This is a genomic window from Fictibacillus sp. S7 (assembly GCF_004127935.1).
In the GTDB taxonomy this organism is placed as follows: domain Bacteria; phylum Bacillota; class Bacilli; order Bacillales; family Fictibacillaceae; genus Fictibacillus_C; species Fictibacillus_C enclensis.
The window spans coordinates 3,297,100-3,312,646 of record NZ_QJKL01000001.1 but is presented as its reverse complement, the minus strand read 5'-3'; the positions used below and the strand labels follow the sequence as shown (position 1 = coordinate 3,312,646).

Genomic DNA, 15,547 nt, shown 5'->3' with positions numbered 1-15,547 from the left:
AATGTACGGAAATTCACTGATATTGGAAACTGTTAAACCCAAAAACAGGAAAGGGTTAGCCCATTCCTGTCTGCTGTCTTAATGTTCGAGCCGCTTTCGCTGATACTCTGCAATATTATGATAATCCTCTTCAAGGCTTCTGGATACAGATAGAAATATCGACATGAGCTCCTGGTACGTCTCAACGTTTTCAGAATTTGGCGTATGCTGATGCGTGCTTCCCACCATGTCCGATACGATGGAGAAGTCCTCAATTTCATCCAATGCATATAGGCCAAGAATGACTGCACCAAGACAAGAGCTTTCAAAGCTTTCCGGTATGGTCACATCCTGGTTAAAGATATCGGCCATCATCTGACGCCAAAGGGCTGAACGGGCGAAGCCGCCTGTTGCCTGTACCCCTTTCGGAATTCCGATGAGTTCCTGAAGCGCCAGAAGAACACTGTACAGGTTAAAAATGACCCCTTCAAGCACGGCACGGATCATATGCTCCTTTTTATGATAGAGCGCAAGTCCAAAGAAGGAGCCTCTTGCATTGGCGTTCCAAAGAGGAGCACGTTCACCTGCCATATAAGGATGGAACAAAAGGCCGTCTGCACCAGGAGAAACCTTCTCTGCAATCTCGGTCAATACTTCATAAGGATCAAGCCCAAGGCGTTTTGCCGTTTCTGATTCGGCTGCGCCAAACTGGTCTCTGACCCACCGGAACGTCATTCCCCCGTTGTTGACAGGGCCTCCGATGACCCAGTGGTTTTCCGTAAGCGCATAACAAAATGTCCGGCCTTTTTGGTCGGTGATCGGTTTGTCGCTCACCGTACGAATCGCGCCGCTCGTACCGATGGTCACTGCCACCACCCCGGGATCAATCGCGTTCACACCCAGGTTTGAGAGTACGCCGTCACTGGCACCGATCACAAACGGAGTATCTTTGTGAACGCCAAGCCTTTCTGCCCTTTCCGGTAAAAGACCTTTAACAACGTGTGTGGTCGGTACCAGTGTTGACAACTTGTCGCTTGTGATTCCGGCGATGTTCAAAGCTTCTTCATCCCACTCCAGTTTTTCCAGGTTCATCATCCCGGTAGCTGAAGCGATGGAATGGTCAATCAGAAATTCGCCAAACAACTTGTGAAATACATATTCCTTGATTCCGATAAATTTATGAGCGAGATCGTACGCTTCCTTCAGCTCATTTTTCATCCAAAGGAGCTTGGTCAGTGGTGACATCGGATGAATAGGAGTTCCTGTCCTCAGGTACACTTCATGCCCATTCAGTTCGTTTTTAATTTTTTCAGCATAATCTGCCCCCCGGTTATCTGCCCAGGTGATGCTTTTGGTGAGCGCTTTCCCTTTTTCGTCCACTGCAATCACGCTGTGCATCGCCGAACTGAACGACACTAATTGAAGGTCATTTGGTGAAATCAGGCTTTCTGCCATTGTCCTGTTGATGCACGCGAACACGGCCTGCAAAATTTCCTCCGGTTCCTGCTCTGCAGTAGACGGTGTCGGACTCAATAACGGATAGCCAACAGTATGTTGGGAAATGACTGTACCTTTCCGGTCAAAAAGAACAGCCTTTGTGCTTGTTGTACCGATGTCCACACCCATCAAGTATTTGTTTTGATCCATGCTTTCCATCCTTTCCGGCCTTGCCCTTTCCTTCTCAGCTTTTAGTATGCTTCTAAAGTTAAATTAAACATACATGAAGAGCTGATGTAAAAGAAGAGGGTGACATGCAGTGTACGTCACCCTCCTGGTTTGCCATTTATTTTTTTACAACTGCATGTCCGCCAAATTCATTGCGGAGCGCCGCAACCACTTTACCAGTAAATGTGTCATCTTCAAGTGAACGGTTGCGCATCATGAGGGATAGAGCGATAACCGGTGCAGGAACTTGAAGATCCAGTGCTGCTTCTACGGTCCATTTCCCTTCACCGGAAGCGTGCATTACGCCTCTGATTCCTTCCAGCTTAGGATCCTTGGAGAACGCGCTTTGTGTTAATTCCATGAGCCAAGAGCGGATAACAGAACCATGGTTCCACATTTTTGCCACCGCTTCATAATCATAATCAAATTCACTTTTCTCAAGAATTTCAAAGCCTTCTGCAATGGCTTGCATCATGCCGTATTCAATCCCGTTATGAACCATTTTCAAGAAATGCCCGCTACCGACTTTACCTGTATACAGGTAACCATTTTCGATAGAAAGGTCTTTAAAGGCAGGTTCAATGATTTCAAATACTTCAGGATCGGCACCGATCATTGTACAAGCACCATTTCGGGCACCTTCTGTACCGCCGCTTGTGCCGACATCCACAAAGTGAAGGCCTTTTTCTTTCAATTCTTCCGCACGGCGGAGTGTATCTTTATAATTGGAGTTTCCTCCATCAATCACAATGTCGCCTGGCTCCAGGACGCTTTTGAGTTCAGTGAGTACATCTTCAGTAATGTTTCCCGCAGGTACCATCATCCAAACTACGCGCGGAGTGTTTAATCCGCTGACAAGTTCTTTAATGCTATAAGCGCCAGTCGCTCCGTCGTTCGCAATATTTTTAACTTGTTCATTGTTTACATCTGTTGCCACCACTTCATGTCCATGGTCCAAAAGATTAAGAACAAGATTGTAACCCATCTTACCTAAGCCAATCATTCCGATTTGCATGTGTTACTTCCCCTTTCAAACAAGCTCAATCTAAAGCTTATGAAAATTATTTTCTTCACTACTCATTATATACTAAAATTTTTTCCGTTTACAAGAAATTAATTTTCATATTATGATAAAGCCAAAGTCTCAAAGAAGAAAGGTAGAACGATACATGGCCGCTTCAAACTGTTTAGCCAAGATTCGCTCTTCTTACGGCATATTGAGCGAAAAAGAAAAAAAAATAGCGGATATCATTCTTGAAGATCCACAAAATATCATCCATTCAAGCATCAATGAGGTCGCCGACCGTCTCGAAGTAGCCGATGCAACCGTCTTCCGGTTCTGCAAACGCCTTGGTTTCAAAGGGTTCCAGGCGCTGAAAATCGCGCTTGCCTCTGACGTTGTCGGACCATTGCAGGACATCCATGAAACGATCCTGGAAACGGACAGTCCCGCACAGGTAGCAGAAAAGGTCTTTCAATCCAACATCCGCACTCTGGAAGACACGCGGCGGATGCTTGATGAAAAAAACTTTCAGAATGCCGTGGACTGCCTTCTTTCAGCTTCCAAGATTGAATTTTACGGAAACGGCGGTTCAGGAATTATTGCCATGGATGCCCACCATAAATTCATACGCACCGGAAAGCAAAGCGTCGCCTATACCGACACCCACTTTCAGCTCATGTCTGCTTCCCAGCTCACAGAGCGTGATGCCGCCGTGTTCATTTCCCACTCAGGGACCAACAAGGATTTATTGCAGGTGCTCTCGGTCGCAAAAGAAAACGGCTGCCGCACCATTTCATTGACCGACTACGCCAAGTCACCGCTCAGTGAAAAATCAGACATCTCCCTTCATACCATCGCCACGGAAACAGAATTTCGCTCGGAGGCCCTGTCGTCCAGGATCGCTCAGCTCAGCGTCATCGATGCCCTTTATGTCAACGTGATGATGGCCGGAAAAGAAGCTGCAAAAGAATCCCTTCAGCGGATGCGCTCTGCGATTTCCGAGAAGAAGTTTTAAAACAGAGAAAAAGCAGAGAAGCTTTAGCGTTTACTTGCGGTTCGAAAAGAAGTATTTGCAAATCACGTCGTTTTCATAATAGCCAAAATGCTGCTGCAGACAAAAAAACCGCCCGTGCTCAAAGGAACCGGACGGTTTTTTGATCTATTAAAAGCAGCGAATGTCTTCTTTTGACGGATAGACGGCCCGCTCCCCGCCGATTAGTTTCGGCCGGGTTTTGGCGAGCGTCACATGCGCTTCACCAATGCTTTTTACTTCTGTTCTTACCGGTACGGCGACATGCTTCAGATGCATTCCAATAAAGGTATCTCCAATATCGATCCCGGCATCTGCCTTGATGAATTCCACCATCACAGGATCTTCAAAATGGTGGAACGCATGGGTTGCCAGAGCTCCGCCCGCCGATCTTGCCGGCACCACACGGACCTCTTCCAGCCTGAGCCTGTCGGCCGTTTCCCGCTCGACAACAAGGGCACGGTTCAAATGCTCGCAGCACTGGACAGCTACAGCCACCCGGGTTTCTTCCTGAAACATTTTAACTCCATTAAAAAGAGCCTGTGCGACTTCCATTGTTCCTGAAGTGCCAATTCTTCCACCTGTCACTTCACTTGTACTTGCTCCGACTACCAGCAGCTGTCCCGGCTTTAGCGCCGCCTGCTTTTGTAAATCGGATAAGGCATGATAGACCTGCTTCTCTACGTTTTGCAGCTGGTCACTCATTGGTTGAATCTTCCCTTCTTTAAGGTGCAGATTTTAAGTTCCATCACCTTTTCTTTGCAGCATTTATACTCGCTCGCTGGTTCTCTCCTCATAATCTGAAATTTTGCCCACACGCCTGCCGTGCCTGCCGCCTTCATATTCTGTGGTCAGCCACACTTTGGCAATTTCCAGAGCCAGTCCAGGTCCGATGACCCTCTCACCCATGGCCAGTACATTACTGTCATTATGCAGTCGTGTTGCTTTGGCGCTGAACAGGTCATGTACAAGAGCACAGCGGATGCCTTTAACTTTATTGGCCGTTATACTCATACCTATTCCCGTACCACAGATTAATATACCTCGATCTGCCTCATTCCTCGCTACCATTTCCGCCACAGGAATGGCGTAATCCGGATAGTCAACGGAGGTGCTGCATTCGCATCCCACGTCAAACACTTCCATACCCATTTCCCGCATCATCTCGATGATTTCCTGGCGAAGCTCTACTCCTGCATGGTCTGAACCTATGGCTACTCTCATCTTCTCCTCCTGTAAATTCCGTAGTCTATTCGATTTTAAATCGATTTTCCCCTCGTTTCAACCAGTCGCGGCAGACAACCCAGAGCAACGATCTATATTTTTTCCAGCAGTTTATGGATGAGTGATTCAAGCTCTCCTCTGGTTTGCCTGTAAATCTCAATATCTCCCCCAAACGGATCGATAACATCAAGCGAAGGAAGCTCTTGTTCCATAGAAGCGATCTTTTCTTTAAACGGAGCAATCGCCCGTTCAAATTCTTCCTGAACCGCCTGCTTGTCTTCATCCGTCTGGTTCCATTTGCTTTTATAGAACACCCGTAAAGTTTCGATTTCGGCATACGCCTGATGAAGTTCAGAGAGCCTCTGTTCATAGTCTTCGTTTTGATAGATAAATTCCTTTAGCGTGTAAACCTTGTCCACCACTTCCGGGAACCGATTGCATAGCGCATGCTTATGGCTTTCGGTCATCGTCAGAATAAGGTCCGCCCAATCCATCAGTGTCCGGGTCACAGGCTTTGATTCATGGTTGAATGGAATACCTTTTTCAGACATGGCGGTTACAGCATTTGAACTTGCCCCTGCCCCCTCTGCTGCGAACACTCCGGCTGACCGCACCTCAAGTTTTCCATTGCCGAGATGCCTCAGAAGAGCGGCAGCCATCGGACTTCTGCATGTATTTCCTGTACAAACAAATAGTATATTCTTCATGGGTTACCACCTCTTATTTTTGAAAGTCTACTTTTAGTATAAAAAAAGATTGGCCTGTACGCCAATCGTTCCATCATATTTATAACGGAAACAAAAGCTTGATTCCAAAAGCCAGTAAAATCAGGCCTCCCAAAGCCTCACTGTAAGAGCCGAGCCACTTTTGCACTTTTCGCCCCATCATCAGCCCGCACCAGGTCAGCAGCATGCTCATCAAACCGAACATAAAAATGGTCAGTACGATTTTGGCTCCATAAATGCCAAGACTTAAACCGACGGAAAAGCTGTCAAGGCTAGCACTCAGTGCAAACAACAGCAGTCCAAAGCCGACCGGTGTAACAAATGGCTCGTTCTCAGGTTTAAAGGAGGAACGGATCATCTGAAAGCCAAGCAGCAGCAGCAGGCATCCGCCGATAATGGCTGCAATTCCTCCGAAGTGAGAGGAAATTTGCTTTCCAAGCATCAATCCCCCAAGCGGCATGCCCATGTGAAACAACCCGATTACCACACCGATTTTAATGATTTGTTTCATCCTTAACCGGAGCATTCCCATGCCCAGTCCGATGGAAAAGGCATCCATCCCCAGAGCAAAAGACATGACCCATAAGGTCAGCCATTCTCCTATGGTCACAACATCCATTTACCTTCCCCCTTAGTCCGCTAGTACAACCTTATGCGCATCCCACATCAATTAGAATGAGCGAGGAGGTGTTTCTAAAAAACAATGGACAATCAAATTTCAACATAAGCAGGGATATGGTTTTTTTTACCGTAAATAAGATAGTAGAAAAACGGAAGAATCGGAGGCGATTTCATGACTGAATACGGGAAGTCGATTCATCCGGCCGCAGCTTACGAAAACAGACAAGCCCGCCGCATGAAAATCAAAAAACAAAGTAGCCTGACCTTTACATTTAAAAAATCCCGGGAAGCTTTTGTTGTGACACAATGGAACGGCGACCTCTCTCCTCCACTGGAATATATGAAAGAATGGCTGCTTCAAAAAAATTCAGGCGCTCTCATCATGCCTGAGTTATCCGACTATATTATCCATTGCTTTGAACGGGCATGGCTTGGCGAGCCGCTGACCGTTGAAGCAGAACTTCATGATGTTCCGTTCCTTATAGCACTGCATCCTGTTATTAATGAAGGCAGGGTCTTTGAGGTGAACGGTTTTTGCCTTGACATTAAAGACCGGATCACCGCAGAGAACCAACTGAAGGAAAGTGAGCAGCGGTTTCACTCTCTCATTAACCATACGATCGATGCCCTGTTTTCCATAGATACACAGGGAAAACTTACTATGGTTAATCCCGCAGCCGAAAAACTGACCGGCTACACGGAGGAAGAACTGCTGGCTATGACTTTTCATCCGCTTCTGCCCAACGACAAAAAGGAAAAATACAATAATGAGTTCCATAAGTTGCTCCGGGGCCCCTCGCAAACGTTCGAGGTGAAGCTTAAGAAAAAAAGTGGCGAAATTGTTTATGTCAACTTGACGATTACACCGATCACCGTGAATGACGAAGTGCTTGGAGTCTATTGCATCGGAAAGGACATTACCGAACGGATCGCACAGGAAGCAGAACTTAAAGAAACGAAAGAACTTCTCGAGTCCCTGTTTACCCATTCAGCCGATATGATTTCCATTTATGATTTTGATAAGAAAACCATTAAATTGAACCCCGCCTTTGAGGAAACCTTCGGCTGGAAGGAAGAAGAGCTCAAAGACTGTCAAAGCCCAATAATCCCCATTGTACTGGACAAATATATGCAGGAATCACTGCAGATGATCCAGTCCGTCAAAAAAGGTGTTTCGATTAAGGGTCATGAAATGATTTGTCAGCGCAAAGACGGATCTCTGCTTAATACCAGTGTGACGCTGTTTCCGATATGGGATCAAAATGGCCGGGTACATGCCTTCTCGGGCATTTCGCGTGATATTACAGAGAAAAAGCGGCAGGAAAAAGCGCTTCGTGAAAGTGAAGAAAAGTACCGGATTATCGCCGAAAATACAATGGATTTAATAGTGGTGTCAGATGACCACGGAAAAGTAATCTATAGTTCGCCATCCAACAAAATGATTCTGGGAATAGAGCCTGAAACGTATTACGGGAAATATGCAGGCGAATTTGTGCATCCGGAGGATCGAGAACGTGTCCATCTGCTGATGCGGGAGATGGTTCATTCCAGAAAGCCCATTAAATTTGAAGCCCGCTGGAAGCATAATAACGGTGGTCACGTTTTGCTCGAAACAAATGCCACACCGGTCATTAATGAAAAAGACCAGGTAGAGAGCATAGTGGTCGTATCCCGGGACTTGACGGAGCGCAAAAAAACAGAGGAGATGCTGAGAAAATCGGATAAGCTGTCAGTCCTTGGCCAGCTGGCTGCAGGGGTGGCCCACGAAATCCGCAACCCGCTCACCTCGATTAAAGGATTTTTGCAGCTTTTGGAGTCCAAAGCTCAGGACAATAATGAATATTATGAGATTATGCTTTCAGAAATTGACAGGATCAACTCCATTGTCAGTGAATTTATGGTGCTTGCCAAACCGCAGGTTATGAACCTTGTTCCTACCAATCTGACGCATCTGCTGCGCCATGTCATTTCTTTGCTGGAAACTCAGGCCATTTTAATGAACGTGCAGATTCATTTTCATGCCGAGGAAAACCTGCCCCTGGTCTCATCTGCCGATAGTCAGTTAAAGCAGGTATTCATCAATCTGCTGAAAAACTCCATCGAAGCCATGCCTGAAGGCGGTAAAATTTATATTTCTGTGAGACAGCAAGCAGAGCAATTAAGCGTGGCGTTTACTGATGAAGGATGCGGGATCCCAAAAGAAATGCTGCCTGCTCTTGGTGAACCCTTTTACACAACAAAGGAAAAAGGGACAGGCCTCGGGCTGATGGTGTGCTATAAAATTATCGAGAACCATGGCGGAAGTATTCAGGTAGCGAGCGAAGTAGGTCAAGGCAGCACCTTTACCGTTATCCTTCCCATCCTCACCGAACCGGCCTGACAGCTGAATCGGCTTTCCATGGCAAACCACAAAAAAAGCAGGGCAGCCGCCCTGTTTTTTTCATTCTGTTATTATTTTTCCTCCGGCCGATTTCTCAAGACGGTTCATAATGGCAGTACCCATGCCTTTTTTCGGAAAGACCTCACTGAAAATAATCTCGGCCTCGCTCTCGTTAAATGCTCGCAATGCATCATAAAGATGATGAGCCACACTTTCAAGCGCGTCATGGGACCCACAAGGTATGACCGTATCCGCCTGGTAAAGGTGTGTGTGCTCATTACATGACAATACACCTGTTTTTCTGCCTTTTGCTTTTTCCTTATCCACAAGCTTCTGAATAAATGCCGGTGATCCATCCACCAGGTAAAGCGGGGCATTCGGTGCATAGTGTGTGTATTTCATGCCCGGCGACTTTGGCGCCGACGTATCCGGAGAAACAAGACCTGGATCCATGGCAGTTTCACCAGCCACTTCTTCAAGCTGTTCCTTGGTCACTCCGCCAGGCCGCAGAATGGTCAGTTTTTCGGATGTACAGTCAACCACCGTGGATTCCACTCCCACACCGGTTGGACCGCCATCCAAAATACCCGCAATTCGCCCCTTTAAATCTTCATAAACATGCTGGGCGGTTGTTGGCGATGGCCTTCCCGAAATATTTGCGCTTGGTGCTGCGAGCGGCAGCCCGCTTTCACTGATCAGCTCCAACGCGACAGGATGATCCGGCATCCTTACCCCCACTGTGGACAGCCCTGCTGTCACACGTCGGGCTACCTTTTCTCCTTTGGGCAAAACAAGGGTTAGCGGTCCTGGCCAAAAGGCTTCCATCAGCATTTGCGCCCGCTTTGGAATTTCCGCCACCAAACCTTCCAGTTGGTCTAGACTTGAGATATGAACAATAAGAGGATTGTCGCTCGGCCTTCCTTTCGCCGCAAAAATCTTTTCAATCGCTTCATCGCTCTCCGCATTTCCCCCCAGTCCATATACGGTTTCCGTGGGGAAAGCAATGACCTCATTATTTTTTATCCACAGGGAAGCTTGTATAATTTGTGGATGGCTTGTAAGCGCATCGCTTTCTTTATCCACAGACCATATGTTTGTAGTAAACTCCTTCATTCCAACTATCCTTTCAAACCGCCGCTTTCCATTTTTGCAGTCTTTCACGACTATTATCCACAATTTATACACAAAAGACGATTTATTGTGCATAAATTGTGGATAATTAATTTTCCTGCAGGCTGCAATACAGCAGGACCACATCCTTTTCGGCTGTTTTTTTATAATGGGCGGTATTTTCTACATGAGCAGGAACCTTTTCTGCCGGCACTGGCCGAAATGACAGAGGCTCAAAAAGATGAACAGCCTTTGTCAGCAAATAAAGTGTCTCTACTCCTTTTTCCTTACAGTATAGCAAAATCCGCTGGATCAATCGCAAAAATATCTGTTCATTGGAATATTCCTTCTTTAAAACAAACGAACGGAGCAAACCATCCTTTTCCACCCGTTCCAGTCCTACGGTCCCAATGGTTTCGCCTTTATCATTCTCCACCACAAGGTAGTTTCCAATCCCTTCCCTCATTCCATCCGTGCCCAAACCTGCCTGCTTAACCAGATCACCGAGACTTCTTGCTTCATGCGGCATCGCCGCTCTCAAACGAATGGTCATGGCGCTCACTCTCCTCTAGTATTTTGTTAAAAGTCTATGAAACAACCATGAAAGTTATGCAGGGCTTTTAAGAGAACAGACTGCCAATCTTATTGGCCACAGAGGTAAAGACTTCTCCCAGAAAAAATTTCACTTCCACTTTTTCTTCTTTTGGTTCTTGAACAGCCGGCGCGTCTTGCTCTGCTCCTGAAGCGACTTCCTTTACTCCCTTTTGATCGGTTTTAACGGCATCCCCATTTTCAAAATCCAGAAAGCACAGTGGAGGGAAAAGCACACACCACCAATTGGCTCCCTTTCCTTTGCCAAGCGTGATCAGAAGAGCTTCATATTTGCCCGCAGGGTAAATATAGTTGCCGTACATTTTGGTTGGAAAAGCAACTTCTTTATTGAATTGTACTTTATAAGGAATATCCAGGCCAGCTTCCCGCAAATACGTCTCCACTACTTTTCTTACCTCTGGCAAATGCTTGTTAATCACTTTTTCTGCCTGATCATGTGAATCGAGACCGCCCACCCATGTGGTAATCTGTTCATTCACCTTGTCCCGGATCTTTCTTTTTAATGCCTGATCCTTTTCTGCATCACTGTTGGCCAGAATGCGGAGACGGATGGCATCATGCGGAATTTTAACCGATTCATTCATGGTCGCGTTTGCCACCTTCGTCTGGGTTTCAAAAAACAGAACCATCGCAATCAGCGATAGGAATAATAACGTCATAACCGATTTTTTCGAACGTTTCATGATCAAGCTCCCCTTTCGTTTTCTATCCTCAGTGTGGACCGGGCGGGGAGAAAACATACTACCAAACTATCAAACAAATCCCGAAAAAAAGTGACAAATAACGGGATGTGGATGTCACAAATTTCTTAAACATATCAAAAAGGTCACATAATTCCTTTCTTATAGACCGGGTCTGCTATAGTAAAGACATCCCTATCACCCCCTTTTTCATGTAGATGATGAAAACGAAGAGCCTCCCGCTAAGCGGGAGGCTCTTTATGTTGTCCTTAAACAAGGACCGGGTTTACTTGATTCAATTCACTTTTTAAGAATTTGGCAAGCTCGAGCATTCCATATTTTCCTGCTGCGGCTTCAGCGTCCGAATTATAGTTGGTATTCGTATTGATGTCATACGTATAAATCGTACCGTCTGCGTCTTTTATAAATTCAATACCGGCCACCTGGATGTTGTTATCTGCCAGTACCTGTTCATATTTATCAATAATGCTTTCCGCGAAGTCCTGCTGAATCTGAAACTTTGGTTTAGCTGGAGCTTCTTCTCCGACCGGGCAGAACAAGTCCCCAATCTGGCAGGCATCTGCCGGACAGAGTTCAAATCCTTCAGACGTATCTACCCGTACCGCATATACAAACTTTCCGCCGACAAACTCGCATCGTGTGATGTAGGACGCCGGTGACTCGATGTATTGCTGAATAAGCGTAATCCCATCAACCGGCTCCTCGAAATCCGGGCCAAGTACATAATCCTTCAATCCCTGATAGGAATGAAAAAGCTGTACACCGAGTCCCTTTCCTGCACGGTTGTGCTTCGTAATGAACGGCTGGCCGCTGAATTGTTCCGCCGCCTGCAAAATTTGTTCCTTGCCTGCAGCTGCAATGGTTTTGGGTGTTTTCACTCCATGTGCTTCCAATTCGAGATACTGTGCCACTTTGCTGACCTCCAGCTGCAGAGCACGGCTGCCGTTCAGCACTTTTCTGCCATGGCGCTCGAGCCAGGCAATCACACTGGCAGCAAGTTCAGGAGCGTAACGGTGTCCCCGTGTATGGGAGGAAGCGCTCATGCGGCTGTAAAAAATGCCTTCCGGAGGTGTTTCGGACAGGTTAACCGTGCCCTGATCCAGATGCCAGGTTTCGTATGGTACTTCTAACTCGTCCAGCCGCTTAATTAAATGGTTGGTCCATTCATCGTTTTCGTGAATGATGTATACTTTTTTCAATTTCATCTCTCCTCTTCTCTTCTAGCTTAACGCCTTTTCCTGGTTGTATTTTTCCACTAACGGCATGACTTGCTTTGAAAATCGCTCCATTTCCTCCAGCTGTGGTGAGAACTGAAGCAGCAAAAGCCCTAGTCCGGCTTCTTCATATTCAACAATCCGCTTCGCGATTTGCCCAGGCGTTCCGATCAGGTTCGGGCGCAGACCCCGGTTGGAAACAGAATAATCCTGCAGCTGAATCTGCTGCTCAAGCTGAGACTTGCTTGTAAAATCCTTAAAGCCTGCATAGCCGCTCGTTTCTTTCACATCCGTGATTCGCTCGAGCTCTGCCTGTGCTTCTTCCTCGGTATCCCTGCAGATGACGTAAGCTGCCATTCCAAACGAAGACAAGGCCTCTTTTCCCGTCCGGGCTCTACGGTTTTTCATATCTGTAATCTTGGTATGGATCTCCTCAACAGTGCCCCCATGCATGACATAGGCATCACAGGAAGAAGAGATAACCTGTTTTCCACGTTCGCTCTCACCGCCGGCATAGAGGACAGGATTAGGCCGTTGCACCGGTTTAGGCGACAGTTTTGTATTGGCAAGTTCATAGTACTTCCCTTTATAATTAAAGGTTTCTTCAGTCCAAAGGCCTTTTAGGACATCGATGAACTCCTGTGTTCGTTCATAGCGCTCATCATGGGCGGTAAAGACGCCGCCATACTGCTTCGCCTCTTCTTCCCACCAGGCAGAAACCACATTCAAGGTAAATCTTCCGCCGCTGATCTGATCAATGTTGGCAGCCATTTTGGCAGTAATTGCCGGGTTATGGAATCCTGGGCGAACCGCGGTCATGATTTCAATCTTTTCTGTAACTGCAGCCAGACCGGCCGCCGTTGTCCATGCTTCTAACGCGTCCTGTTCCGGTCCTTTTATATCATTCAAATAAAGCTCCGCAATCAGTGTGGTATCGTATCCCCATTTTTCCGCCGACTGAATCACTTGTTTTGCATAATCAAAGGTCGGAGGCATATTTTCGTCTTCCACGTTTCTAAGCCAGCCGCCGAATATGGGTAGCCAAAATCCAAATCTCATCTCTTTCTCTCCTCTGCTTTATTAAAACGAAAAAAACACAAAAAAACTTCTTCTTAGATAAGAAGAAGTTTCCGCCGCTTCAATCTTATCTTTCAGGATGTGTTCCTGCTGGATTTAGCACCTTCAAACGGGTTGCCGGGTTTCATAGGGCCAGTCCCTCCACCACTCTGGATAAGATTTATTTTATTATAGTAATCCTACAACAAAAGTAGGACTTTCGTCAATATTTTGAAAACCCAATTTCTGCAATAACCATGCGTTCCTTTTGGCTGATGTCCCGCACAGTGACCACGTCGGCTCCCGGGAAGGTAATTCGCAGCATCTCCGCTACCGTCTGGCCCTGGTCATGGCCGACTTCAAAAGCAACAATCGCTTTTGGCTTCAGCACTTGTGGCAATTCCTCCATAAACCTTCTGTAAAAAACATAACCGTCCTGGCCGCCGCTGAGCGCCCTCATCGGTTCCTGATCCTTCACGATCGTTTCAAGCCCCTCTATTTCCCAGTCAGGAATGTAAGGGGGATTGGAGACAACAATGTCCGCCTTTTCGCCTTTTTCGATCCACGGCTGCAGGAGGTCCCCATGAAGGAAACGGACGTCCGCGCCCAAACGCCGGCTGTTTTCTTTTGCCACTTCAATCGATTCTGCGGCAATATCAACCGAGGACACAGAGAGGCTCCGATTTTCCAATGCTAAAGTGATCGCAATCGCCCCACTGCCTGTGCCAACATCGATGGTCTGAATCTCCTTTTGATCCCCAAACCGTGTTTCTGAACGCTTGAGTACTTCATATACAAGTTCTTCGGTTTCGGGCCTTGGAATGAGGACTTCCCGGTTTACGATGAACCTGCGTCCGTAAAACTCTTCATAGCCCGTAATATACTGGACAGGCACACCTTCACCATGTTGTTTTACCGCTGCTTCAAATGATGCTCGCTGAGCCTCTGTCATGGGATCATTCAATCCCATGAGCAGCTCGGTCCGGCTGAGATCACCGAGCACATGGCGCAGCAGCAGTTCTCCCGCTTCTGGTTCGCGTTTCTTTTCTTTTAAAAAAGATGAAGCCCAGTTCAGGGCTTCATGCCGTTTCCTATTTTCCATTTTTTGCTTCCGTCTGAGCCTTCATCAAGCTGGTCTGGTCTTCTGTAATGAGAGCATCAATAAACTCATCCAGCTTGCCGAGCAAGATCTGGTCCAATTTTTGAAGAGTCAGTCCGATTCGGTGGTCGGTTACACGGTTTTGCGGGAAATTGTAGGTGCGGATTCGCTCTGAACGGTCTCCCGTTCCCACGGCAGACTTTCGGTTTTCATCATATTCCTTTTGTTTTTCCTGCTGAATTTTATCGTATACACGGGCACGGAGAACCTTCATCGCTTTTTCTTTATTCTTGATCTGTGATTTTTCATCCTGGCAGGACACAACGGTTCCTGTTGGAATATGTGTAAGACGAACGGCGGACTGGGTCGTGTTAACAGACTGTCCCCCCGGTCCGCTTGAAGTAAAGGTATCTACGCGGACATCTTTTTCATGAATCTCCACTTCTACTTCTTCTGCTTCCGGAAGAATCGCTACCGTGGCTGTGGATGTATGGATACGCCCGCCGGATTCCGTAGCAGGGACACGCTGTACACGATGTGCGCCATTTTCGTATTTCAGCTTGGAATAGGCACCATTCCCATTCACCATGAAAATGATCTCTTTGTAGCCGCCAAGCTCGGTATAGCTTGCTTCGATTACTTCTGTTTTCCAGCCCTGCATTTCAGCATACCGGCTGTACATTTTATAGAGATCCCCAGCAAACAGCGCAGCCTCGTCTCCACCGGCCGCCCCACGAACCTCAACGATAACGTTTTTGTCATCGTTCGGGTCTTTAGGAAGCAGCAAGATTTTTAGCTGCTGGGTGTATTCTTCAATTTTTTCTTCAAGTTCGGAAATTTCTTCTTTCACCATGGCCGTCATTTCGGCATCCAGCTTGTCTTCAAGCATGACCTTGGCTTCATCCAAGCCTTCCTTTGCTTCCTTATATTCGCGGTATACTGCTACCGTTTCCTGAAGGGAAGATTGTTCCTTGGAATATTCTCTTAATTTATTCGTATCGTTAATGACCTCAGGGTCACTCAAAAGCTCATTTAGCTTATCGTATCGGGCTTCTATCGTTTCTAAACGTTCTAACACGCTTTTCACCTCATTTTAATGGCATAACATTCTAATTATAATACAGGGGG

General features: G+C 46.7%; 15 protein-coding genes and 1 riboswitch. Of the genes, 2 read left to right on the top strand and 13 right to left on the bottom strand.

Annotated features, from left to right (window positions below; all coding sequences use genetic code 11):
• Positions 1–78: 78 nt before the first annotated feature.
• A complete protein-coding gene (gene gntK, locus DMO16_RS17195; protein WP_129478821.1) occupies positions 79–1,626 on the bottom strand; it encodes a gluconokinase in 1,548 nt (515 codons plus the stop codon).
• Positions 1,627–1,762: 136 nt separating this feature from the next.
• Positions 1,763–2,659, bottom strand: a complete 897-nt coding sequence (gnd, locus tag DMO16_RS17190; protein ID WP_129478818.1) for a phosphogluconate dehydrogenase (NAD(+)-dependent, decarboxylating) — start codon at positions 2,657–2,659, stop codon at positions 1,763–1,765.
• A 154-nt stretch (positions 2,660–2,813) separates the two neighbouring features.
• Between gnd and DMO16_RS17185 the strand changes: the two genes are divergently transcribed.
• Positions 2,814–3,662 carry a MurR/RpiR family transcriptional regulator gene (locus DMO16_RS17185; RefSeq protein WP_061973489.1) on the top strand — a complete coding sequence of 283 codons (849 nt, stop codon included), beginning with the start codon at positions 2,814–2,816 and terminating at the stop codon, positions 3,660–3,662.
• Between the two features lie 147 nt (positions 3,663–3,809).
• Here the strand turns inward: DMO16_RS17185 and DMO16_RS17180 are convergent, their stop codons facing one another.
• From DMO16_RS17180 to DMO16_RS17165, 4 genes are all read right to left on the bottom strand, one after another.
• Positions 3,810–4,382 (bottom strand): TIGR01440 family protein, encoded by a 573-nt coding sequence (locus tag DMO16_RS17180; protein ID WP_061973487.1) that lies wholly within the window; start codon positions 4,380–4,382, stop codon positions 3,810–3,812.
• Positions 4,383–4,445: 63 nt separating this feature from the next.
• A complete protein-coding gene (gene rpiB / locus DMO16_RS17175; protein ID WP_061973485.1) occupies positions 4,446–4,901 on the bottom strand; it encodes a ribose 5-phosphate isomerase B in 456 nt (151 codons plus the stop codon).
• A gap of 92 nt (positions 4,902–4,993) precedes the next feature.
• Positions 4,994–5,608, bottom strand: a complete 615-nt coding sequence (locus DMO16_RS17170) for a low molecular weight protein arginine phosphatase (protein WP_061973483.1) — start codon at positions 5,606–5,608, stop codon at positions 4,994–4,996.
• Positions 5,609–5,687: 79 nt separating this feature from the next.
• Positions 5,688–6,245: a manganese efflux pump MntP family protein gene (locus DMO16_RS17165; RefSeq protein ID WP_129478816.1), complete on the bottom strand. Its 558-nt coding sequence runs from the start codon at positions 6,243–6,245 to the stop codon at positions 5,688–5,690.
• Between the two features lie 174 nt (positions 6,246–6,419).
• On the opposite strand from DMO16_RS17165, the gene DMO16_RS17160 reads away from it, so the two are divergent.
• Positions 6,420–8,627, top strand: coding sequence for a PAS domain S-box protein (locus DMO16_RS17160; protein ID WP_061973479.1), 2,208 nt, complete (start codon positions 6,420–6,422; stop codon positions 8,625–8,627).
• A 60-nt stretch (positions 8,628–8,687) separates the two neighbouring features.
• On the opposite strand, the gene DMO16_RS17155 is transcribed toward DMO16_RS17160, so the two are convergent.
• The 7 genes from DMO16_RS17155 to prfA all read right to left on the bottom strand — a co-directional run bounded on the left by DMO16_RS17155 (position 8,688) and on the right by prfA (position 15,497).
• Entirely contained in the window at positions 8,688–9,740 is a 1,053-nt protein-coding gene (locus DMO16_RS17155; RefSeq protein ID WP_129478814.1) for an L-threonylcarbamoyladenylate synthase, read from the bottom strand.
• A 106-nt stretch (positions 9,741–9,846) separates the two neighbouring features.
• Positions 9,847–10,290 (bottom strand): GNAT family N-acetyltransferase, encoded by a 444-nt coding sequence (locus DMO16_RS17150; protein WP_129478812.1) that lies wholly within the window; start codon positions 10,288–10,290, stop codon positions 9,847–9,849.
• Positions 10,291–10,357: 67 nt separating this feature from the next.
• Positions 10,358–11,032, bottom strand: coding sequence for a stage II sporulation protein R (gene spoIIR, locus DMO16_RS17145; protein ID WP_061973472.1), 675 nt, complete (start codon positions 11,030–11,032; stop codon positions 10,358–10,360).
• Positions 11,033–11,298: 266 nt separating this feature from the next.
• Entirely contained in the window at positions 11,299–12,249 is a 951-nt protein-coding gene (locus DMO16_RS17140) for an ATP-grasp domain-containing protein (protein WP_129478810.1), read from the bottom strand.
• Positions 12,250–12,270: 21 nt separating this feature from the next.
• Positions 12,271–13,323 (bottom strand): LLM class flavin-dependent oxidoreductase, encoded by a 1,053-nt coding sequence (locus tag DMO16_RS17135; protein WP_129478808.1) that lies wholly within the window; start codon positions 13,321–13,323, stop codon positions 12,271–12,273.
• 82 nt (positions 13,324–13,405) lie between these two features.
• Positions 13,406–13,501, bottom strand: a riboswitch (SAM riboswitch).
• 42 nt (positions 13,502–13,543) lie between these two features.
• Entirely contained in the window at positions 13,544–14,422 is an 879-nt protein-coding gene (gene prmC, locus DMO16_RS17130; protein WP_129478806.1) for a peptide chain release factor N(5)-glutamine methyltransferase, read from the bottom strand.
• Positions 14,412–15,497: a peptide chain release factor 1 gene (gene prfA / locus DMO16_RS17125; protein ID WP_129478804.1), complete on the bottom strand. Its 1,086-nt coding sequence runs from the start codon at positions 15,495–15,497 to the stop codon at positions 14,412–14,414. The genes prmC and prfA overlap by 11 nt, the downstream gene beginning before the upstream one ends.
• Positions 15,498–15,547: the final 50 nt, after the last annotated feature.

Excerpts from the sequence above, each read along its gene's own strand:
- gntK (WP_129478821.1), bottom strand. The coding sequence starts at position 1,626 with ATGGATCAAAACAAATACTTGATGGGTGTGGACATCGGTACAACAAGC.
- gnd (WP_129478818.1), bottom strand. The coding sequence starts at position 2,659 with ATGCAAATCGGAATGATTGGCTTAGGTAAGATGGGTTACAATCTTGTT.
- DMO16_RS17185 (WP_061973489.1), top strand. The coding sequence starts at position 2,814 with ATGGCCGCTTCAAACTGTTTAGCCAAGATTCGCTCTTCTTACGGCATA.
- DMO16_RS17180 (WP_061973487.1), bottom strand. The coding sequence starts at position 4,382 with ATGAGTGACCAGCTGCAAAACGTAGAGAAGCAGGTCTATCATGCCTTA.
- rpiB (WP_061973485.1), bottom strand. The coding sequence starts at position 4,901 with ATGAGAGTAGCCATAGGTTCAGACCATGCAGGAGTAGAGCTTCGCCAG.
- DMO16_RS17170 (WP_061973483.1), bottom strand. The coding sequence starts at position 5,608 with ATGAAGAATATACTATTTGTTTGTACAGGAAATACATGCAGAAGTCCG.
- DMO16_RS17165 (WP_129478816.1), bottom strand. The coding sequence starts at position 6,245 with ATGGATGTTGTGACCATAGGAGAATGGCTGACCTTATGGGTCATGTCT.
- DMO16_RS17160 (WP_061973479.1), top strand. The coding sequence starts at position 6,420 with ATGACTGAATACGGGAAGTCGATTCATCCGGCCGCAGCTTACGAAAAC.
- DMO16_RS17155 (WP_129478814.1), bottom strand. The coding sequence starts at position 9,740 with ATGAAGGAGTTTACTACAAACATATGGTCTGTGGATAAAGAAAGCGAT.
- DMO16_RS17150 (WP_129478812.1), bottom strand. The coding sequence starts at position 10,290 with ATGACCATTCGTTTGAGAGCGGCGATGCCGCATGAAGCAAGAAGTCTC.
- spoIIR (WP_061973472.1), bottom strand. The coding sequence starts at position 11,032 with ATGAAACGTTCGAAAAAATCGGTTATGACGTTATTATTCCTATCGCTG.
- DMO16_RS17135 (WP_129478808.1), bottom strand. The coding sequence starts at position 13,323 with ATGAGATTTGGATTTTGGCTACCCATATTCGGCGGCTGGCTTAGAAAC.
- prmC (WP_129478806.1), bottom strand. The coding sequence starts at position 14,422 with ATGGAAAATAGGAAACGGCATGAAGCCCTGAACTGGGCTTCATCTTTT.